At 67.7% G+C, this 21439-nt stretch carries 19 protein-coding genes and 1 pseudogene; 11 read left to right on the top strand and 9 right to left on the bottom strand.

Annotation, left to right across the window (positions count from 1 at the left end; translation table 11 throughout):
* Positions 1-72 precede the first annotated feature (72 nt).
* From NX02_RS26755 to NX02_RS26745, 3 genes are all read left to right on the top strand, one after another.
* On the top strand, positions 73-1218 hold the full coding sequence (locus tag NX02_RS26755; protein WP_025295235.1) for a cellulase family glycosylhydrolase: 1146 nt from the start codon (positions 73-75) through the stop codon (positions 1216-1218).
* 74 nt (positions 1219-1292) lie between these two features.
* Complete coding sequence (locus NX02_RS26750) at positions 1293-3392, top strand: M3 family metallopeptidase (RefSeq protein WP_245648712.1); 2100 nt, start codon at positions 1293-1295, stop codon at positions 3390-3392.
* 44 nt (positions 3393-3436) lie between these two features.
* The gene (locus NX02_RS26745; protein ID WP_425424023.1) at positions 3437-4786 is read left to right on the top strand and encodes a M20/M25/M40 family metallo-hydrolase; all 1350 of its coding nucleotides are present in this window, start codon (positions 3437-3439) and stop codon (positions 4784-4786) included.
* Between the two features lie 20 nt (positions 4787-4806).
* Here the strand turns inward: NX02_RS26745 and NX02_RS26740 are convergent, their stop codons facing one another.
* Positions 4807-5082 (bottom strand): hypothetical protein, encoded by a 276-nt coding sequence (locus tag NX02_RS26740; protein WP_025295233.1) that lies wholly within the window; start codon positions 5080-5082, stop codon positions 4807-4809.
* 324 nt (positions 5083-5406) lie between these two features.
* On the opposite strand from NX02_RS26740, the pseudogene paoA reads away from it, so the two are divergent.
* From paoA to NX02_RS26710, 6 genes and pseudogenes are all read left to right on the top strand, one after another.
* Positions 5407-6047: pseudogene (paoA, locus tag NX02_RS26735) on the top strand (aldehyde dehydrogenase iron-sulfur subunit PaoA).
* Positions 6044-6994: an FAD binding domain-containing protein gene (locus tag NX02_RS26730; protein ID WP_025295231.1), complete on the top strand. Its 951-nt coding sequence runs from the start codon at positions 6044-6046 to the stop codon at positions 6992-6994. The pseudogene paoA and the gene NX02_RS26730 overlap by 4 nt, the downstream one beginning before the upstream one ends.
* 4 nt (positions 6995-6998) lie before the next feature.
* Positions 6999-9188 (top strand): aldehyde oxidoreductase molybdenum-binding subunit PaoC, encoded by a 2190-nt coding sequence (paoC, locus tag NX02_RS26725; RefSeq protein WP_025295230.1) that lies wholly within the window; start codon positions 6999-7001, stop codon positions 9186-9188.
* A gap of 129 nt (positions 9189-9317) precedes the next feature.
* Positions 9318-11426, top strand: a complete 2109-nt coding sequence (locus NX02_RS26720; protein WP_025295229.1) for a TonB-dependent siderophore receptor — start codon at positions 9318-9320, stop codon at positions 11424-11426.
* 3 nt (positions 11427-11429) lie between these two features.
* On the top strand, positions 11430-12617 hold the full coding sequence (locus NX02_RS26715; RefSeq protein ID WP_025295228.1) for a PepSY-associated TM helix domain-containing protein: 1188 nt from the start codon (positions 11430-11432) through the stop codon (positions 12615-12617).
* A 163-nt stretch (positions 12618-12780) separates the two neighbouring features.
* Positions 12781-13698, top strand: coding sequence for a DMT family transporter (locus NX02_RS26710; RefSeq protein ID WP_053000720.1), 918 nt, complete (start codon positions 12781-12783; stop codon positions 13696-13698).
* Between the two features lie 9 nt (positions 13699-13707).
* Here NX02_RS26710 and NX02_RS26705 read toward each other — a convergent pair whose 3' ends face one another.
* Both NX02_RS26705 and NX02_RS33395 read right to left on the bottom strand, forming a co-directional pair.
* Positions 13708-14736, bottom strand: coding sequence for a serine hydrolase domain-containing protein (locus NX02_RS26705; RefSeq protein ID WP_025295226.1), 1029 nt, complete (start codon positions 14734-14736; stop codon positions 13708-13710).
* Entirely contained in the window at positions 14733-14885 is a 153-nt protein-coding gene (locus tag NX02_RS33395) for a hypothetical protein (protein ID WP_211258259.1), read from the bottom strand. Before NX02_RS33395 ends, NX02_RS26705 begins: the two co-directional genes overlap by 4 nt.
* A gap of 169 nt (positions 14886-15054) precedes the next feature.
* Between NX02_RS33395 and NX02_RS33975 the strand changes: the two genes are divergently transcribed.
* On the top strand, positions 15055-15177 hold the full coding sequence (locus NX02_RS33975; protein WP_281178262.1) for a hypothetical protein: 123 nt from the start codon (positions 15055-15057) through the stop codon (positions 15175-15177).
* 40 nt (positions 15178-15217) lie between these two features.
* Here NX02_RS33975 and NX02_RS26700 read toward each other — a convergent pair whose 3' ends face one another.
* From NX02_RS26700 to NX02_RS26680, 5 genes are all read right to left on the bottom strand, one after another.
* Entirely contained in the window at positions 15218-16009 is a 792-nt protein-coding gene (locus NX02_RS26700; RefSeq protein WP_025295225.1) for a rhamnogalacturonan acetylesterase, read from the bottom strand.
* On the bottom strand, positions 16006-17946 hold the full coding sequence (locus NX02_RS26695; RefSeq protein ID WP_158014186.1) for a rhamnogalacturonan lyase: 1941 nt from the start codon (positions 17944-17946) through the stop codon (positions 16006-16008). Before NX02_RS26695 ends, NX02_RS26700 begins: the two co-directional genes overlap by 4 nt.
* Before the next feature lie 350 nt (positions 17947-18296).
* Positions 18297-18791 carry a hypothetical protein gene (locus tag NX02_RS26690; protein WP_025295223.1) on the bottom strand — a complete coding sequence of 165 codons (495 nt, stop codon included), beginning with the start codon at positions 18789-18791 and terminating at the stop codon, positions 18297-18299.
* Positions 18788-19360, bottom strand: a complete 573-nt coding sequence (locus tag NX02_RS26685) for an RNA polymerase sigma factor (RefSeq protein WP_025295222.1) — start codon at positions 19358-19360, stop codon at positions 18788-18790. The genes NX02_RS26690 and NX02_RS26685 overlap by 4 nt, the downstream gene beginning before the upstream one ends.
* A 100-nt stretch (positions 19361-19460) precedes the next feature.
* Entirely contained in the window at positions 19461-19808 is a 348-nt protein-coding gene (locus NX02_RS26680) for a RidA family protein (RefSeq protein ID WP_025295221.1), read from the bottom strand.
* A 103-nt stretch (positions 19809-19911) separates the two neighbouring features.
* Here NX02_RS26680 and NX02_RS26675 point away from each other — a divergent pair, with 103 nt between their 5' ends.
* The gene (locus NX02_RS26675; RefSeq protein ID WP_025295220.1) at positions 19912-20844 is read left to right on the top strand and encodes a cation diffusion facilitator family transporter; all 933 of its coding nucleotides are present in this window, start codon (positions 19912-19914) and stop codon (positions 20842-20844) included.
* Here NX02_RS26675 and NX02_RS31020 read toward each other — a convergent pair.
* A complete protein-coding gene (locus NX02_RS31020) occupies positions 20837-21298 on the bottom strand; it encodes an META domain-containing protein (RefSeq protein ID WP_025295219.1) in 462 nt (153 codons plus the stop codon). The genes NX02_RS26675 and NX02_RS31020 overlap by 8 nt on opposite strands.
* Positions 21299-21439: the final 141 nt, after the last annotated feature.

The following is a 21439-nucleotide window of genomic DNA, read 5'->3' as shown; positions in this document are numbered from 1 at the left end:
AAATAAGCCGACCGCCGCAGCATAGCGTTGGAGAGGAGGTCGCCCGACATGACGCGGCGAGAGAAACGGACCATGAGAATGATGCTGCTCGCCGGGCTGCTCGCGTCCGGCGCGGTGCTCGTGCCGGCCGCCGAAGCGCGGCCGCGATGGACCGCCGCCGAGGCCAACGCATGGTATGCAAAGCAGCCCTGGCTGGTGGGCGCAAACTATACGCCGGCCTCTGCGATCAACCAGCTGGAGATGTGGCAGGCCGAGACCTGGGATCCCAGGCGCATCGACGACGAGCTGCGTCTGGCGCAAGGCATCGGCATGAACACGATGCGCGTGTTCCTGCACGACCAGCTCTGGGAACAGGATGCCGAAGGCTTCAAGCGCAGGATCGATGAATTCCTGACCATCGCGCAGCGCCGCGGCATCAGGCCGCTGTTCGTGCTGTTCGACAGTTGCTGGGATCCGGCGCCGAAGCTCGGCCCGCAGCATCCGCCGATCCCCGGCGTGCACAATTCCGGCTGGGTGCAGGGCCCCGGCATGGCCGGACTTCGTGACCGCGCGGCCTGGCCGAAGTACAAGACCTATGTGCAAGGCGTGATCGGCGCCTTCAAGGACGACCAGCGCGTGCTCGGCTGGGATCTGTGGAACGAGCCGGACAATGGCGCGGACCAGTATAAGGGCCAGGAAGGCAAGGAGCCGCTGGTGCGCGCGCTGCTGGCGCAGGTTTTCGTCTGGGCGCGCGATGCGGACCCGTCGCAGCCGCTCACCTCCGGGGTTTGGCAGGGCGACGACTGGACCCCAAACGGCAAGACGTCTGCGATGGACAGGCTGCAGCTCGGCCAGTCCGACGTGATCTCGTTCCACGACTATAACTGGCCGGAGGTGTTCGAGCGTCGGGTGAAGCAGCTCATCCCCTATGGCCGCCCGATCCTGTGCACCGAATATATGGCGCGCGGAAACGGATCGACCTTCGACGGGTCATTGCCGATCGCCAAGCGCCATAATGTCGCGATGATGAACTGGGGGTTCGTCGACGGAAAGACGCAGACGCGCCTGCCGTGGGACAGCTGGAAGAAGCCCTATACGATGGAGGAACCGACCATCTGGTTCCATGAGGTGTTCCGTGCCGATGGCGCGCCCTACCGGGAGGCCGAGACCGATCTGATCCGCCGCCTCTCCGCGGCGCCGAAGATGGTCGTCCCGGCGGCGCCCGCCGGCGGAGACTGACCGGCGGCGCCCTGCCCTATCGACAGGCGGAGCGGCGCATCGCTATCCAGCACCATTGCCCAGTTCAGGATGTTATGATGTTGCGTTCCCTGTTGCTTGCCTCGTCCGTGTCGATCGCCATGACCCCTGCCGCCGCCGCCAACCCCTTCGCGGAACCGAGCAGCCTGCCCTATCAGGCGCCCGCGTTCGACCGCATCCAGGACAGCGACTATCAGCCCGCGATCGAGGACGGCATCGCCGCCAGCCTCGCCGAAGTGCGCAGGATCGCCGACAACAAGGCGGCGCCGACCTTCGACAACACGATCGTCGCGATGGAGCGGCAGGGCCAGATGCTGAGCCGCGCGCAGCGGGCGTTCGGGCAGGTGGCGCAGGCCAACACCAACCCGACATTGCAGGCGACGCAGAAGGCGCTCGCCCCCAAGCTCGCCGCCTATCGCGACACCATCTATCTCGACGCGACGCTTTGGGCGCGGGTCAAGGCGCTGCACGATCGCCGCGCGACATTGAAGCTGGATGGCGAACAGGCGATGCTGCTCGACACCTATTACCAGCAGTTCGTCCGCGCCGGCGCCCGGCTTTCCGCCGCCGACCAGGCCAGCCTGCGCACCCTCAACCTGCAGCTCTCGACGCTGGAGATCGGCTTCCGCCAGAAACTGCTCGCCGCGACCAAGGCGGGCGCGCTGGTGGTCGACAGCGAGGCCAAGCTCGCCGGGCTCAACGCCAGCGGCATCGCCACCGCCGCGCAGGATGCCAGGGATCGCGGCCTCGCCGGCAAGTTCGTGCTGCCGCTGCAGAACACCACCGACCAGCCCGCGATGCAGTCGCTCACCGATCGCGCCACGCGCGAGGCGCTGTTCAACCAGAGCTGGACCCGCGCCGAGAAGGGCGACGACAACGACACCCGCGACACGATCGCCCAGATCGCGATGCTGCGCGCGAAGAAGGCGAAGCTGCTCGGCTTTCCGACCTGGGCGGATTATGCGCTGACCGAGCAGATGGCGAAGACCTCCACTGCCGCCATCGCCTTCCTCAACGGCCTCGACGCGCCGACCGCGGCGGGGCAGGCGCGCGAGCTCGCCGAAATCCAGGCGGCGGCGAAGGCCGAGGGCAAGGCCTTCGACATCGCCCCGTGGGACTGGAGCCTCTATGCGGAGAAGGTCCGCAAGGCGAAATACGACCTCGACGAGGAGGAGACCAAGCCCTACCTCAACATCTGGAACGTGCTGGAAAACGGCGTGTTCTTCGCGGCGACCGAGCTTTACGGCATCACCTTCAAGCGCCGCACCGACATCCCGACCTATCACCCCGACATCCGCGTCTATGAGGTGTTCGAGGAGAATGGCGCGCCGCTGGGCCTCGTCTATTTCGACTACTGGAAGCGCGACAACAAGGCCGGCGGCGCCTGGATGAACGCCTATGTGCCGCAGTCCAAGCTGTTCGGCACCAAGCCGGTGATCAGCAACACCGCCAACTTCACCAAGCCCGCCCCCGGCCAGCCCGAACTGGTGACGTTCGAGGATGTGCGGACGATGTTCCATGAATTCGGCCACGGCCTGCACGGGCTGTTGGCCAACGGCACCTATCCCTCGATCTCGGGCACGTCGGTGGCGCGCGACTTCGTCGAGTTCCCGTCGCAGTTCAACGAGCATTGGGCGCTCGAACCGCGCGTGCTGGCCAACTATGCCAGGCATTACCAGACGGGCGCGGCGATGCCGCAGGCGCTGGTCGAAAAGATCAAGCGCGCCGAAAGGTTCAACCAGGGCTTCATCTTCGGCGAACTGCTGGCGGCAGCGCAGCTCGACATGGGCTGGCACTCGCTGGGTGCCGATGCGGCGAAGCAGGATATCGACGCGTTCGAGGCGAAGACGCTGGCGGCGACGGGGCTGGACGTGGCGCACATTCCCCCGCGCTACCGCACCAGCTATTTCTCGCACGTCTGGGGTGGCGGCTACGCGGCGGGATATTACGCCTATATCTGGACCGACATGCTCGAGGAGAATGTCTACGACTGGTTCAAGGCCAATGGCGGCATGACCCGTGCCAACGGCCAGCGCTTCCGCGACCGCGTGCTCTCGCGCGGGCACAGCGAGGATTATGGCGAGATGTTCCGCAACATGACCGGGCATGATCCGGAACTGGCACCGCTGCTGCGCAGCCGCGGGTTGAGCAAATAAGGTCGTCCATGCCTCCTCCCCGGTGCCGAGCGCCGGGGAGGAAAATGTTCGCGCCTGCCCGCCGGCGCAGCTATCCTCCGGCCATGACCCGCTTTTCGCTCGCCGCCCTCTCGCTCCTCATCCTCGCCACACCCGCCGTCGCGAAGCTCTCCGCGCCCGAGCGCCGGATCGTCGCGGAGGCCGATCGCGGCATCACCGCCGATATCGCGCTGCTCGAGAAACTGGTCGCGCAGAACAGCGGCACCCGCAATGTCGCCGGGGTGACGAAGGTGCGCGACATGGTGGCGCCTGAGTTCGAGGCGCTCGGCTTCACCACCCGCTGGGTGCCGATGGCGAAGGTCGATCGCGCCGGCCACCTGATCGCGACCCACAAGGGCAAGCCCGGCACGACGCGGATGCTGCTGATCGGCCACCTCGACACGGTGTTCGAACCCAATTCCCCCTTCCAGACCGCGAAGCGCGAGGGGAACCTCCTGCACGGCCCCGGCGCGGGCGACGACAAGGGCGGCATCGTCGTGATGCTCGCCGCGCTCCGCGCGATGAAAGCGGCCGGCACGCTGGACGGCGCCAATATCGAAGTCGTGCTGACCGGAGACGAGGAATCCGCCGGCAAGCCGGTCGAGGCGGCGCGTGCCGATCTGGTCGCGGCGGCAGACAATGCCGACGTCGCGCTCGATTTCGAGGGGCTGGTGGTGATCGACGGGCGCGACCAGGGCTCGATCGCGCGACGCTCCTCGGCCAGCTACACGATCACCGCGACCGGCAAGTCCGCGCATTCGAGCGGCATCTTCTCGCCCGAGGTCGGTGACGGCGCGATCTATGAACTGGCGCGCATCCTCACCGCGTTCCGCAAGGACCTGCCGGAGCCCAACCTGACCTTCAACATCGGCCTGATCGGCGGCGGCGCGACCGCGACGCCGAGCGCCAACGACGCCGAGATCGCCGCCACCGGCAAGACCAACATCGTGCCGCCCATCGCCATCGCCAAGGGCGATTTCCGCGCGCTGACCGAGGAGCAGATCGTGCGGGTGAAGGCGAAGATGGAGGCGATCGTCGCGCAGCATCTGCCGCAGACCGGCGCGACCATCGCGTTCGAGGAAGGCTATCCGCCGATGGCGCCGACCGCCGGCAACAAGGCGCTGCTCGACCGGATCAACGGCATCAACACCGATCTCGGCCTGCCCGCGATGCCGGTGCTCGATCCGCTCAAGCGCGGCGCCGGCGACATCAGCTTCGTCGCCGCGCACGTCGACAGCATCGCCGGCCTCGGCCCCAGCAGCAGCGGCGACCACACGCCGGAAGAACGCGTCGACCTCGACAGCTTCCCCCGCCAGATCAAGCGCGCGGCGCTGTTGATGACGCGGCTGAGCGCGGAGCCGGCATGGAAGAAGTGACGGGCGCGATCAGCCGCTCATCAGGGCAGATCGCATTTCATCTTGCCGTCGACATAATAGGGCTTGGGCACGTCGGGGTTGGGCGAGGTCTTCTCGAAGACGATCTCGAACGACGCCGCATCGGGCTTGCCGCTGCGCTCGGTGCACGCCGCGACCAGCTTCTGCTTCACCGCGGCGACGCCCTTGTCCTTGTTCTCGCCCTCTGCACTGTTGGTCAGGTTCACGATCTCCGCCCAAGCGGGCTGCGCTACCGCAAGCAGGAAACCCGCCAGTGCGATTTGGTGCGACCTGTGCATCCCGATCTCCCGTAAGTCTTGGATAACAATCATTTGATGCCGCTGAGGCGGATCGTCAAACGCGTCGCCGCGCCGAAGGGTCCGGGGGCGCGCTGGCCGCGAGGTCCTCTACGATGCTGCCGGCGGGGTGCGCCCGATCTGCGAATCGCGAAAGAACGGCGTCGCCTGTGCTCCGTGCGGCCGCACGTCGGCATCCCGCCCGAAACCATTCCCCCCTTGAGCCGTTCCCCCCGGTCGCAGTAGCATCGCCAACCAGACGCGGAACCAATCCGCGCGCGCCCGGCCAGCCAGCCAGCCGAATCGTGACAGAACAAGGACCCGCCGATGACCGATGCATCGCCGTTCGATATCACGCGCCGTGCGATCCTCGCGGCGGGCGTGGCGACGGCCGCGGGGTCATCCGTACCGGCGCCCGGCGCCGTACCCAGGACAAGAAGAAGGCAGACGATACGCCGATGATGAAGGTTTCGCTGACGATCAACGGCAAGGACCATGCGCTGGAACTGGATCCGCGCACCACATTGCTCGATGCCCTGCGCGAGCATTTGCACCTGACCGGCAGCAAGAAGGGCTGCGATCATGGCCAGTGCGGCGCCTGCACGGTGATCGTCGAGGGGCGGCGGATCAACGCTTGCCTGACCTTGGCGGTAATGCACGAGGGCGAGTGCGTCACCACGATCGAGGGGCTCGGCACGCCGGAGAAACTGCATCCGATGCAGAAGGCGTTCATCGTGCATGACGGCTATCAGTGCGGCTATTGCACGCCGGGGCAGATCTGCTCGGCGGTGGCGGTGCTCGACGAGATCGAGGCCGGCATTCCCAGCCATGTCAGCGCCGATATCGAGGCCGCGCCCGAGCTTTCCGACGCGGAGCTTCGCGAGCGGATGAGCGGCAATATCTGCCGCTGCGGCGCCTATTCCAACATCATCGATGCGATGGCCGACGTCGCGGGAGCAACGCTGTGAAGCCCTTCACCTATGAGCGCGCGAGCAGCGCGGCGGAAGCGGCGGCCGCCGCCGCGCGCACCCAGGGCGCGCGCTTCATCGCGGGCGGCACCAACCTGCTCGACCTGATGAAGCTGCAGATCGAGACGCCGACGCACCTGATCGACGTCAACCGGCTGGGGCTCGACACGATCGAGCAGACGCCGGAGGGCGGGCTGCGCATCGGCGCGCTGGTGCGCAACACCGATCTCGCGGCGGACCGGCGCGTGCGACGAGACTATGGCGTGCTGACGCGGGCGCTCGTCTCCGGCGCATCGGGCCAGCTCCGCAACAAGGCGACCACCGGCGGCAACCTCCTCCAGCGCACCCGCTGCCCCTATTTCTACGATCCGGCGCAGGCCTGCAACAAGCGCAAGCCCGGGTCCGGCTGCGCCGCGATCGGCGGGTTCAACCGCAACCTCGCGATCCTCGGCACCAGCGACCAGTGCATCGCCACCCATCCCAGCGACATGGCGGTGGCGATGCGGCTGCTCGACGCCAGCGTGGAGACGGTGACGCCCGATGGCGGCACCCGCGCGATCCCGATCGCCGACTTCCACCGGCTGCCCGGCGCCACGCCGCACATCGAAACGGCGCTGCAGCCGGGCGAACTGATCACTGCGGTGACATTGCCGAAGCCCATCGCCGGCACCCACATCTACCGCAAGGTGCGCGATCGCACCTCCTATGCGTTCGCGGTGATTTCGGTTGCGGCGGTGATCGGCGAGGATGGCGGGGGCCGCTTCGCCTTTGGCGGCCTCGCGCACAAGCCGTGGCGGGTCGAAGCGGCGGAGGCCGAGGCGGGGCGCGGTGCGAAACCGCTTGCCGAGGCGGTGCTTGCCGGCGCGCGCGCCACCGAGGCCAATGCGTTCAAGCGGCCCCTTGTCGAGCGCACGCTCAACTGGGTGCTGGCGCAGGCGAAAGGGTAAGCCGATGAAGTTCGATACACCGGCGACGACCAACCCGATCGACCGGATGAGGGTGGTCGGCAAGCCGCACGACCGCATCGACGGGCCGCTCAAGACCACCGGCACCGCGCCCTATGCCTATGAACGGCACGATGTCGCGCCCGGCGCCGCCTATGGCGTGATCGTCGGCGCGACGATCGCCAAGGGCCGCATCCTTGCGATCGACACGTCGGCGGCGGACGCGCTGCCCGGCGTGCTCGGCATCGTCACGTGGCAGAATGCCGGGCCGCTCAAAAAGGCCGGAGCGCACACCGCGCGCATGCTCGCCGGGCCGGATGTCGAGCATTACGACCAGGCGGTGGCGGTGGTCGTCGCCGAGACGTTCGAGCAGGCGCGCGACGCCGCGCGCGCCGTGCACGTCGACTATCAGCGGGCCAAGGGCAGTTTCGATCTCGCCGCCGCCAAGGATGGCGCGACCAAACCCAAGTCCGGCGGGCCGGACAGCGCGTTCGGCGATTTCGCCACCGCCTTCGCCGCGGCACCGGTGAAGATCGACCAGACCTATACCACCCCCGATCACAGCCACGCGATGATGGAACCGCACGCGACGATCGCGGCGTGGGAGGGCGACCGGCTGACGGTGTGGACCTCCAACCAGATGATCGCCTGGGCAGTGCGCGATCTCAGCCAGACCCTGGGTATCCCCAAGGATCGCATCACCGTCTCCTCACCCTATCTCGGCGGCGGTTTCGGATCGAAATTGTGGATCCGCTCGGACGCGGTGATGGCGGCGCTCGCGGCACGGGCGGTCAAGCGTCCGGTGAAGGTCGCGCTGTTGCGCACGCAGGTCGTCAACAACACCACCCACCGCCCCGCGACCATCCAGCGCGTGCGGCTGGGCGCCACGCAGGACGGCACGATCACCGCGATCGGCCATGAAAGCTGGTCGGGCGACCTGCCCGGGGGCGGCCCGGAAACCGCGGTGATGCAGACGCGCCTTCTCTATGCGGGCGCCAATCGCATGACGGCGACGCGGCTGGCGGTGCTCGACCTGCCGGAAGGCAATGCGATGCGCGCGCCCGGCGAGGCGGTAGGGCTGCTCGCGCTCGAGATCGCGATGGACGAACTCGCCGAGACGCTGGGGATGGACCCGGTCGAACTGCGCATCCGCAACGACACGCAGGTCGATCCCGAAAAGCCCGAGCGGCCCTTCTCGCAACGCGATCTCGTCGGCTGCCTGCGCATCGGCGCGGAGCGTTTCGGCTGGAACAGGCGCAAGGCGAAGCCGGGCAGCACCCGCGATGGCCGCTGGCTGGTCGGGATGGGCGTGGCCGCGGCGTTCCGCGACAACATCAACATGAGATCGGGCGCGCGCGTCGGCATCGACGGCCAGGGCCGGGTGACCGTGCAGACCGACATGACCGACATCGGCACCGGCAGCTACACGATCATCGCGCAGACCGCCGCCGAGATGATGGGCGTGGAGATCGGGCAGGTCATCGTCGAGCTCGGCGATTCCCGCTTCCCCGTCTCCGCCGGGTCGGGCGGGCAATGGGGCGCGAACAGCGCGACCGCCGGCGTCTATGCCGCCTGCGTCGCCCTGCGCGAGAAGGTGGCGCAGAAGCTGGGGTTCAACTCGGCGGACGCGGTGTTCGAGGATGGCAGGGTTCGTTCGGGCAACCGCACCGCGCCGCTGACCGATGCCGCCGGCCTCGTCGCCGAAGACACGATCGACTATGGCGACCTCGCCGAGCGCTACGCCCAATCGACCTTCGGCGCGCATTTCGCCGAAGTGGGCGTGGACGTGATGACCGGCGAGGTGCGGGTGCGGCGAATGGGCGGCGCCTTCGCCGCGGGCCGCATCCTCAACCCCAAATCCGCACGCAGCCAGGTGATCGGGGCGATGACGATGGGCGTCGGCGCCGCGCTGATGGAAGAGGCGGTGGTCGACAAGCGCTTCGGCTTCTTCGTCAACCACGACATGGCCGAATATCATGTGCCGGTTCATGCCGACATTCCGCATCAGGACGTGTTCTTCCTCGACGAGGTGGACGACAAGACCTCGCCGATGAAGGCCAAGGGCGTCGGCGAGCTCGGCATCTGCGGCGTCGGTGCGGCGGTGGCGAACGCGGTCTACAATGCCTGCGGCGTACGCGTGCGGGACTATCCGCTGACGCTGGACAAGATCATCGGCGGACTGCCCGAGCTCGTGTGAAACGGCGGGGGATCGCGTCCTCCGCCGTCGCCATCCGTTCGATCTCGACCGACCCCGGTTGCAATCCCCCGTTGCGAACGATAGTGCGACTAAATCGCAATTAAGTTGATATGCATCAAGGGGGTCCTGTTGCTCATCGTTCGCATCGCGTTGCTCGCGACCGCATCGCTGTGTCCGGCCTATGCCGCGGCGCAGGTTTCCACCGCGCCGGCGGAGCCCGTTGCCGAAGGCGGTGACGACATCGTCGTCACCGGCCGCGCCCAAAGGCTGTACCGCACCGAGACCACCACGGTCGGCAAGGTGGCGGAGGATCCGCTCAACATCCCGCAGGCCCTGCAGGTCATCAATTCCGAACTGTTCGTGGATCAGGGCGCGCGCGACGCGACCGACATCTACCGCAACATCTCCGGCGTCAGCTTCTTCTCCTATGCCGGCATCACCTTCCGCGGCTTCCGGCAGGACCAGTCCTTCTATGATGGCATGCGGGGCAATCCCTTCATCGGTTTCTCGGTACCGCAACTGTTCAACATCGAGCGGGTCGAGGTGCTGAAAGGCCCCGCCGGCCTGTTCTTCGGCCCCGGATCGCCGGGCGGCATCATCAACTATGTCTCGAAGATGCCGAGCGAGACCGCCGGGCTGCGCACCGTGGTGACCGGCGGCAATTACGATCGCGTCGGCATCTCGGCCGAGGCGACAGGCAAGGTCGATGCCGACGGCATCGTCACCTATCGGCTGGGCGGCTTCTATGAATCGATGGATCCCTGGCGCCGCAACACGCAGAACAAGTCGCTGATCGGTGACGCCGGCCTTTCGATCAGGACGAACGAGGGCGGCAAGCTCACCCTCCAGGCGACGATCTACGACAACGACCTGCAGGCCAACCGCCTGCGCGGCGTGCTGACCGACGATGACGGCAATTTCCTGACGGACATCCGCTGGAACGCCAACGAGCCGACCGACTTCCTCCATCTGAAGTCCGAGGCCTATCAGGCGCGCTACGCCACCACGATCGGCGACCGGGTGACGTTCGATGCCGGCGTGCGCTACTTCAAGGCGACCGAGACGCAGCAATATCACGAGCCGCGCGGGCTGGTGGCGGGCAATCCGGATCTGGTGGCGCGCGAATTCCGCGACCAGATCCGCGACGTGGACGGCCTGTCCTTCTCCACCAACCTTTCCGCGCGCGTCGACATCCTGGGCATGGAACACAAGGTCCAGACCGGCGCGGACTGGTATGACGAGACCAGTGTCCTCGATTCGCGGATCCTGCGCGCCGGCGTCACCCCGCTCAGCCTCAGCAATCCGGTCTATACCACGTCCGCGCGCGATGTGGCGCGCGCGGCGCTGCTGCCCTTCACCCGCACCGACACGCGCACCAAAAGGCAGGGCGTCTATTTGCAGGACCAGATCAGCCTCACCGACGCGTTCCTGCTGGTCGGCGGCATCCGCTACGACAAGTTCGAGGACCGCGTGGTCGATGCCGCATCCTATGAGGATGACGACATCACGTTGCGCACCGGCGCGATCTTCAAGCCGCGCAAGGATGTGTCGCTCTATCTGAGCTGGTCGCAGAGCTTCGAACCGCAGACCGCCGCCAGCCAGAACGTCGATGTCGGCGGCCCCTTCGCCCCCGTCACGGGCGACCAGTTCGAAGGCGGCGTGAAGACAGACCTGTTCGAAGGACGGCTGCAGGCCAATCTCGCCGCCTACCGCATCGTTCGCAAGAACATCCTCCAGGCCGACCCCAGCCTGCCGCCGGTCAACGGACAGGATCAGCTTCGTCCGATCGGCGAGGTGACGAGCAAGGGGTTCGAGATCGACCTTTCGACCGATATCACCCCCAACTGGGTGCTGCTGGTCAACTATGGCTATAACGACACGAAGATCACCGGCACGATCGCAGGGCAGGCGATCACCAACGCCGTGGGCAATCGCTTCGCCAACGCGCCCAAGCACAAGGTCGGCTTCTGGACGCGCTATCAGGTGCCCGTGATCGATACCGCTTTCGCGATGGGCGGCGAGCATGTCTCGAAGCGCATCAGCCTCTCCGGTCAGACGGTGCGGCCCTATACGATCTTCGACGCCTCGATCACCAAGGGGCTGGGCTTCGCCGAACTCATGCTGCGCGTCGATAACATCTTCGACAAGGTCTACGCGGCTTCGGGCTTCTCGGCGCAGAGCGGCCACTTCCCCGGCGAGCCGCGCACCTTCCTCGCCGAACTCCGCTTCAAGTTCTGACGGATGGCCAAGCCGCGTGCATCGAAGGGCCGGTCGCTGTGGTGGGTGGTGCATGCCTGGATCGGGCTGAAGCTGTCCGTCTTCCTCACCTTCATCCTGCTGACCGGCACGCTCGCGGTGTTCGCGCACGAGATCGACTGGATGGTGACGCCCGCCATGCGGGTAGCGCCGCAAGCGGGCCCGACGGCAAGCTGGGGCCAGCTTGCCGAGGCGGCCGCGGAGGCCGCGCCCGAGGGCCGGCTGCAGACGCTCTACGCACCCATCGATCCATGGTTCGCCGCCGAAGCATGGATCGATCCGGGCAAGGGCGCGCCCGGCCGCGTCTACATCGATCCGTGGACGGCGGAGGTGCAGGGCAAGCATGGTTGGGCGAACGTCCACCGCTTCCTGCGCCAGGTGCACCGTCACCTGATGCTGCCGACGAAGATCGGCATCCCGATCGTCAGCGCGCTGGCATTGCTGATCGCGATCTCGCTGGTGTCGGGTGTCGTCACCTACAAGAAATGGTGGCGCGGCTTCTTCCGCATGCCCCGCGGCGGCGACGGACGGCGGCTGACCGGTGACCTTCACAGGCTCGTCGGATTGTGGAGCCTTTGGTTCGTCGCGCTGATCGCACTTACCGGCATCTGGTATCTGGTCGAGACGCTTGGCGGCAACGCGCCGGTGCCGCGACTGCCGGCGACGGTGGCCACCGCGCCGCCCCCGACGGGCGCTGCGCTCGACCGGTTGATCGCCGTCGCCCGGCGCGCCGACCCGGATCTGGACATCCGCGAGATCCGCTTCACCGAGACCAATGGCGTGATCCTGCTAGGCCAGTCCCACGCCTGGCTGGTGCGTGACCGCGCCAATGCGGTTGCGGTCGATCCAGCGACCATGGCGGTGACCGGTCAGCTCGACGGCCGCACGCTCTCGCTCCACCAGCGCATCTCGGAAATGGCCGACCCGTTGCACTTCGGCACCTTCGGCGGCCTCGCCACCAAGATCCTCTGGTTCCTCTTCGGCGCGGCGATGACCGCGATGGCCGTCACCGGCACGATCATCTACAGCTTCCGGCTGGCGAAGGCGGAGAAGAGCGAGAGGAGCGGTCTACGCATCGCCTGGGCAGGCATGGGCGCCTGGGGCTATGTCAGCGTCGCGCTGGTGCTGCTCGCGCTGGCGCTGACGCCGGGGGCGATCGGCGGGGCGAGCTGAGCGCGACCCGGCAAGAATTGCGGCGCCGGCACACTGGTTCTCTTCCCCCATTTTCTTTAGGTCGCTGGACATCGCGTGCAGCGTCAACGCTTTACCGGCCTTCCCGTCGCGCCTCGACGGCGGGGGCGTTCGCGCGCACGACCGCCTAGCCCCAGGAGGATTTGTGACCGCACCCAGCCCCTCGTCCCAGCCCTACCGGGGACTTGTGTGGACGGACTGGGCACTGCTGGTCGCGGTCAACCTCGTGTGGAGCCTCAACATCGTCTTCGTGAAGCTGTCGGTGGATGCGGTCGCACCGCTGACCGCGGCCTTCCTTCGCCAGCTCATCTTCGGGCTGGTGTGCCTGCCCTTCATCCGCATCGTGCCCGGCAAGATGCGGATCATCCTGTCGATCGCGGTGATCTCCGGCGGGATGTTCTACGTGCTGACCAACTTCGCGCTCGCCAATGCCGAGAATGTCGCCGCGGTCGCCATCGTCGGGCAGCTCAGCGCGCCCTTCTCGGTGATCCTGTCGGTGATCTTCCTCGGTGAGCGCATCCGGTTGCCGCGCATCGCCGGCATCGCCATGGCCTTCATCGGCGTACTGCTGGTGGGGTTCGATCCGAGGATCGTCCATGAGGGCCTCGCCCTGCTGCTCAACGCCGCCGCCGCGTTCGTCTGGGCGATCGGATCGATCCTGACGCGCCGGGTGAGCGACGTGCCGGTGCGCACCCTGTTCGCCTGGATCGGGCTGGTCGGCAGCATCAACATGGCGGCGCTGAGCCTGATCTTCGAACCCGGCGCGATGGCCGGCGTGCCCGACCTCGCACCGGCAACGTTCGGTGCCATCGCCTTTTCGGCAATCGGCTCCACCTTGATCGGCCATGGCGGCTTCAGCTGGCTGGTGCAGCGCCACCCGATCAACGTGGTCATCCCCTATACCCTGGTCTCGCCGATCCTCGCGGTGATCTTTTCCGCGATGGCCTTCGGCGCGCCCGTCACCGCGCTCGCCGTGTTCGGCGGCATCGTGACCTTGGCCGGCGTCACCATCATCACCTTGCGATCGGCCAGGAAGGGGCTGGTGGTCGAGGAGTCCGCCTGAGCGCGCGGGTCAGCGCGGGGCACCGAGATCTGCCGCCAGCACCGCCTTCAGGATATCCTGCGACCGGCGCTGCCCATAGCCGCGGCCATAGGCAGCGGACGTGATCGCCACCACCAGCCGCCGGCCGGGCACGACATAGATCTTGTTGCCGCCATTGCCCGACGCGAAGGACACCGGCACCGCCACGCCATCCACGTCGTGGACCTTCGAATACCAGTAATAGCCATAGCCGTCGGCATAGGGATCGTCCGCCCCGATCGCGACCTTCGGCGCCAGTGCCGCGTCGATCCACGCCGCGCTGACGATGCGGCGGCCGCGATAGATGCCCCGCCCACGCACCATCTCCCCGATCGTCGCGAGGTTGCGGGTGGTGAGCATCAGATTGCCCTGCGCCTTGGTATAGCCCGCCGCGTCCGACGCCCATTGCCAGCGCCGGATGCCGAGCGGGGAGAACAGATGCGCGCCGGCGAAATCCGCGAGGCTGCCGCCGGTCGCGTTCGCGGTCACGATGCCGGCGACATAGCTGGTCAGCGAATTGTAGCGATAGCGGCTGCCCGGCGGATCCGCGCGCGGGATACTACGGACGAACGCCAGCGGATCCGCCGCCTCGTCCATCCTGTCCTCATTGCCGGGAGAGGCCGGATCCTCGTCGAACGCGGCCAGGCCGGAGCGCATCGTCAGCACGTCCCGCAGCGCGACATCGCCGATCGCGCTGCCCCGCGCCTCGGACCAATAGGCGTCGACAGGATCGTCGATGCTGCGGATCGCGCCGCGATCGACGGCGATGCCGACGAGCAGCGCGGTGACGCTCTTGCCCGCAGAGCGGATGTCGTGAAGCGCGTCGGCACCGGCGCCATTGTAATAGCGCTCCGCGACGATCCTGCCGTCGCGCATCACCACCACGCCGCGCAGGTCGGGGTGGGGATCGGCATCCCATTCGGCGAGGACCGCCCCCAGCGGCGCTTCGCTGCGCGCCGCGGCAGGCGCCGCGCACCAGCAGGCGGCCAGCAATGCCGCCGCAACCAACCGTCCGATCACCGCTGTCTCCGATCCTGGACCGTTACATAGGCATGGCCGTCGCCCGCCATGATCGCCTTCTCGCCCGCGCGAAACAGGCGGTGCTGCTTGAGTACCAGCTGCTCGGAGCGCCAGCCGCGTTCCCTGATCTTCTGGTCGAGGTCCATCACGACGGGTCGCAGTTCCGCGGATATTTCTGGTCCGCCGATCCGTCGGCACGCATTCCGTCATCCCCTGTCGCTGCGAACGCCATGTCGCTCGCGGCGGCTACTACCACGCGGCTCATCCGCTCGGACAGAGCCGTCCGCACCCCCGATCAGCGCCTTCATCGACGAGGACGTGACCGTCGAGTTCGCGCCCGCCACCGCCTCGCCGGTGGTGGTGCCCGCTGCGGTGCCGGCCGCGCCCGCCGCTGCTCCGGCTGCGGAGCTTACGCCGACCGCGGTTGCTGTCGCGAAGTAAGCCCGTTTCGGGCCGGGGCTCCGGCCCCGGCCCGAACGCTTCATCGACACGCGGTCGAACCCAACGCCTCGGTGCGCAGCAGCGCCGGCGCATCCGCATCGATCCGCTTCGACACCGGCAAGTCGAGCCCGGCCAGCCCGCCCGCAACCAGATGCGCCACGCCGCGCGCGCCCAGTTCGCTGAAATGGGTGTCGTCGGCGATGCCCTTGGGGAAGGCCGCCTGCGCGCCCTCGGGATAGTGCAGATAGAAGGCGCGCGCCGCCTCGCCGCCCTTGCCGTCTATCCAGGCGCGGGAGCGGGCTTCGAGGTCGATCATCGCCGCCCCCGTTTCCTTCGCGACGAGACGGACCACTGCCGAATAGTCCGGAAAATCCGCCTTGGCCTTGCCCGCCGCGTCGAACGAACGGCGCGCGACCGGTGTAATCAGCACCGGCACGCCCTTCGCCCGGCGCACGTCGGCGATGAAGCGAAGCAGATTGTTGCGGTAGCTGGTGTAGGCGGCGGCATAGCGTTCGGGCTTGGCCCTGTTGGCGTCGTTATGCCCGAACTGGATCAGCACCGTATCGCCGGGCTGGAGCGCGGCCATCAGCCGGTCCCACCGCCCCTCGCCGATGAAGGTCCGCGTCGAGCGCCCGCCCATCGCGAAACTCCTCACCGCCATGCCCGGGGGCAGCGCGCAGCGCAGCATCGTCCCCCAGCCGGTCTGCGGGAATTTGTCCGCCTGATAGTCGGACGCGGTGGAATCGCCCGCGATCAATATCTGCGCGCCCGGCGCGGCGAGCGCCGCGCCGGACAGGCCGGCGAACGCCAGTGCGGCGGCGGCACGGATCATTTCGCGGCCCCCTTCGGCCCGGCGGCCGGGATCGCGAAGGACAGGTGCGGCGGCTGGTTGTACGCCGTGTTCTGCCAGGCGATGCCCAGCCGGTAGATCGGATCGTGCATCAGCGTCGGCAGGCGGATGTCGGTGGCATAGGGCGTCGCATAGATGCGAAGCTCGCTGCTGTCGGCGCTGCGCAGCACCAGTTCCTCGCGCCAATCGCCGAGGATGTCGGCGGAGAGCGCCGGGTTCGCCTTGGTGCCGTTGCTGGATTCGGCACCCTCGGCGACGAGCAGCGGCACTTCGGTGCCGTTCGCCCAGTCCCACTTGCCGATGCGGTTGCGGTCGAGCAGTTCGCGCAAGCCGTCGCCATCCCACCAGATGCCGAAATTGGCGGTGCGCGGGTGGCCGCCGGGGATGACATTGCCCTTCGCATCCCACAGGTCCGCCGCGTTGGAGGCCCAGGCCTCGGCGCCCGGATGGCGCGGGTCGATGTCGATCGCGATGCCGCGGCCGGTATCCTTCTCCGCCGGCTTGGTCCACAGGATGCGGCCGGTGCGTGCGTCCAGCATCGCCGCGCCGATCCCGCCATTGCCGCGGATGTCCTCATGCACGCCGAACTTTTCGAGGCCGGGGTTGGCGGGATCCAGGTCCGACACGTGCATCGCATCGCCATGGCCCAGCCCCGCCGACCAGAGCCCCTTGCCATCGTCGTCGACCGTCATCGATCCGTAGAGTATCTCGTCGCGGCCATCGCCGTCGACGTCGGCGACCGAAAGCTGGTGGTTGCCCTGCCCGCCGAAGCGTTCGTTGCCCGGTGCCGCGCTGTCGAACAGCCAGCGCATGCGAAGCTTGCCGTCGCGCCAGTCCCACGCGGCGACGGTCGAGCGCGCATAATAGCCGCGACCGAACACGAGGCTCGGGCGCCGGCCATCGAGATAGGCGACACCGGCGAGATAGCGTTCGGAACGATTGCCATAGCCGTCGCCCCAGATCGCCTTGCGCTTCGCGACCGCGGCCTCGTCATCGCCGCCGGCGCCCAGCGGCGGCGCATAGGGGGCGGTGGCGAGCGCGGCACCGGTGCGCCCGTCGAAGATCGTCAGATATTCGGGGCCGTCGAGGATACGGCCCTCGATCTGCGCCATGCGCTTGCCGTCGGCGGTTTCGCGCGATCCGGTGCGGTCCTGCGCCTCGAGTTCGGCGGCGCGGCTGCGCCAGTCCGCCTTGGCGTCGCCGACCACCTTGCCCTGGCCGTCGACGGTGCCGTCCGCCGTCTTCATCGCGATTTCGGCGCGGCCGTCGCCATCGAGGTCGAACACCATGAACTGGGTGTAGTGCGCGCCCGAGCGGATGTTGCGGCCGAGGTCGATCCGCCACAGCCGCTTGCCCTCCAGCGTATAGGCGTCGAGCAATGTCTCGCCGGTATAGCCGCCGAAGGCATTGTCCTTGGCGATGGTCGGCGTCCATTTCAGCACGATCTCGTAGCGGCCGTCGCCGTCGAGATCGCCGACGCTCGCATCATTGGCGGTATAGTCATAGCGTTCGCCGGTCGGCGTCGTGCGCGCGGCGGGGCGGTCGAGCGGGATCGCGAGATAGGACTTGCCCCAGGGGATCGCGGTCGCGACCGGCTTGCCGTCGACGGACAGGCTGTAGCGCGCGGTCGGTGTGCCCGTGGCATCGATAAAGCTGGTCGCCGCCTTGCCGCGTACCGTCGCGATCACCGTGCCGTCGCGGCTCAGCGCGAAGCGGGTCGCCGCCGGATCGGTGGAGAGCAATCTCCACGACACATGCATGCCGGCGCCGCCCGGGGCGGGCACCACGACCAGCGCGCGATCGAGTTTTTCGATCTGTCGCAGCGGCGCATCGGCCGGTGCTGCCGAGGCGCCGGCAAGCGCGGTCGCAGCCATGCCGGCGCCAGCGAGCAGATGACCGATAAGGCGTTGAGCGTGCATCCCCGATCCTCTCATTTTGAACCGCCATATTTCATCATATGGTTACATAATCCATATTGCGCCGCTCCAAACACGCAAGTAGGATTTATAAGACTTCAGGCTGCACCACGAGGACAGCCGGCAAGGATGAGGAGAAGATCCGGATGGCAGCCGCGGGCAGCGGCCCGCGAACGACTGGTCGATGGACTGCCGCGGCATCGTCGCGCGCCTGACGATCGCGATCATCCGTCATCATGCCGGCGCCGCGCAAGCGCGTCCCCTTTCGAGATTTCCGCTGGCCACGCCGCGGTAACGCCTCTCTCCCCACTGGACCGGCGATCCCGCGAGGCGAGATCGCCGGTCCAATTTTTTCAGCGCCGGACGGACGGATCACGCGCCTCGAGCATCGCCAGGCGGTGGGTCAGCGCGGCGACACGGCGATGCGCCGATACCAGCAGCAGGATCGCCGCGGCAATCATGCCGACACCCGGCACCGCTGCCACCAATCCGGCGGGTCTGCCCGCGACAAGGCCGATCGCCAGTGCGCCGCCGGTGAAGATCAGCGCGAACAGCAACGCCATCCGGCCCGCGACGATACGGTGCCGCGCGAACAGGACATGGCGGCGCGCCAGCACCCAGCCGGCATAGACCACCCAGGCCGCGCCGATCGGCACCATCGCACCGAAGGCGAGGCGCGTGTGCGCGGGCAGCGCCGGTTCGGTGAGCCAGAGCGAGGCGATCGCGCTGGTCATGCCCAGCGCCGCGAGCAGCAGCAGGCCATGGCCGATCCGCGCGGGCAGCGACAATTGCGCATCGGTCAGGCCGCACAGCGCCTCGGCTGCGGCAATGTCATGGTCGGTGGTCATGGCGGGTCTCCTTGCTCGAATTGATGGCGCAGCATCTGCCGGGCGCGGAACAGGCGCGATTTCACGGTGCCCGGCGGGATCGCCAGCACCTCCGCCAGTTGGGCGATCGACAATGCGTCGAGATAGAACAGGCTCAGCGCCTCGCGCTCGATCGGCGGCAGCGTGGCAAGATGGTGGTCGAGCGCGTCGAGATCGTCGCGCAGTCCGCTCTCATCCTCGGCGGAGATTTCGGCGATCTCCTCCTCCGCCAGTTCGACGAAGGGCGGCGCGGCATAGCGCTGGCGCAGCATGTCGATGAAGGCGCGGTGGGCGATGCCGAACAGCCAGGGGCGCAGGCGCCGCCCGTCACGCAGGCGGCCGATGCCGCGGATCGCACGCAGCCAGATATCCTGCGCCAGTTCGGCACCGCGATCGGCATCGCCGGTGACGCGGCGCGCATAGCGGGCGACAGGCCCTCCCCAGCGCGCGGTCAGCGCATCGAAGGCAGCGCGCTCGCCAAGCTGGCAGCGGATGACGAGCAGTTCGTCCGCATCTGCTGCCCGCTCGATATCGTCCGCCCGATCCACCATGCGCCCCCCGTGCCAGTCTCGCACGTTCAGTCGGTGGATCGGCGAAAAGGTTCACGCGCACCGGAGCGCCGCAATTGCGACGCCCCGGCGCTGGCGCGGATCAGTCGCGCGCGGCGACGACGATGATCTCGACCTTATAGTCGGGCGTCGCCAGCTTGACCTCGCCGGTCGCGCGCGCCGGGGCGCCGACGCCGGCGATCCACGGTTCCCACACCGCGTTCATCGCGGCGAAATCGGCCATGTCGGCCAGCCAGATCGTCGCGGAGAGGATCTTCGACTTGTCGCTGCCGGTTTCGGCGAGCAGCGCGTCGATCTGCGCCAGCACCGTCTCCGTCTGCACCGTCACGCTCTCACCCGGCGCGCCGACCTGACCGGCGAGGTAGACGGTGTTGCCGTGCGTGACCGCCTGGCTCATGCGGGGGCCGGAATGAAAGCGTTCGATCGTCATGTCGGATCCTTGGCATTGGGTGACGGGAATGTCGCGGCGCGCGATAGCGTGAACAACGCCGTTGCACGAGGGTTGAGACGGGCACGGCAAAAGGGGACGGCGAATGAAGGCGGATGGCGGCCTCAAATCCAACATCGTGCTCTATGGCGCGCTGGCGGCCAATCTCGGCATCGCGGTCGCCAAGTTCGCCGCGGCGGCGATCAGCGGATCCTCCTCGATGCTGACCGAGGGCGTCCATTCGCTGGTCGACAGCGGCAACCAGTTGCTGCTGCTCCACGGCCAGCGGCGGGCGCGGCGCAGCCCCGATGCGGCCCACCCATTCGGCTATGGCCGCGAACTCTATTTCTGGGCGTTCGTCGTCGCCATCCTGATCTTCGCGGTGGGCGCCGGCGTGTCGATCTATGAGGGCTGGCGGCACATCCGCACGCCCGAACCGCTCGGCGACCCGCTGGTCAACTATATCGTCCTCGGCATCGCCGTGCTGCTCGAAGGAACGTCCTGGGCGATCGCGGTACGCGAGTTCAACGCCGGGCGCGGCGACACCGGCTGGTGGCGGGCGATCCGCGGATCGAAGGATCCGGCAGGGTTCATCGTCCTGTTCGAGGACAGTGCGGCGCTGGCCGGGCTCGGCATCGCCGCGGCCGGCGTGTGGGCCAGCCATTTTTTCAACGATCCGCGCATCGACGGGGTCGCCTCCGTGCTGATCGGGCTGATCCTGGCGGCGGTCGCCACCCTGCTCGCGCGCGAATCCAAGGGGCTGCTGATCGGCGAGAGCGCGGACCCCGCGCTGATCGCGCGCATCCATGCGATCATGGATCGCCACAGCGAGATCCGCTTCGTCAATCACGTCCGCACGATCCACACCGCACCCGACGCGATCTTCGTCGCGATCAGCGCCGAATTCGACGCCGCGCTGCCGATGGGCGCCGGCGAAGCGCTGATCGAGGAGATCGAGAGCGAGCTGAAGCACGCCGTGCCGCAGCTCACCTCGGTCTACATCCGGCCCGAGAAGCGGGTGGATGCGGTGCCTATCTGAACCGCCTGCGGCCAAGCACGGTGCCGCGAAAGCGGTTGGGATGCGGCCTGAAAACGGCGGTGCTGCCATTGCCGAGCGAGATGATGATCATGCCACGCTCCTGGCGCCACCCGCTGGCCGATGGCATGTTGCTCCAGAAGCGCTCGGCAAACGCCAAGGCCGCGTCCAAGTCCAGGCACCCGGCCGTGGTCGTGATCAACGGCTGATCGAGCCCGCTGAAACGGCCATCGGGATGCCACCGCGCCGCGCCGCCGACGCTGTTGCAGGCGGCGGTGCCATGGAACGTGCCATCCTTACCGAAGCGAAGGATGACAGGGGGCACGCGTTGCGCCGGCGCCTTTTCGCCGTCGATCGACTCAAGACGCCAATAGGAATCCGCACGTCCCATCGTCGCAGACACATCCTTCGGCCCATGCACGCATGCGGCCAAAAACAGGCCGAGCAGCGCCGCCATGAGATGCCCAACGTTCCGACTCATCCCGCCTCTCCCGCGATAACGCATTGAGAAATAGCAGCATCGCACGGCAGCCTTGATGACAGATCGCTCCGCTTTGAGATGGAAACATCCGGGACACGCCGCAGCGACATTCTGTGC

Origin of the sequence: Sphingomonas sanxanigenens DSM 19645 = NX02 (genome assembly GCF_000512205.2) — a bacterium.
Taxonomy (GTDB): domain Bacteria; phylum Pseudomonadota; class Alphaproteobacteria; order Sphingomonadales; family Sphingomonadaceae; genus Sphingomonas_D; species Sphingomonas_D sanxanigenens.
The sequence above is the reverse complement of the archived record's forward strand: the minus strand, read 5'-3'. Positions and strand labels throughout refer to the sequence as shown.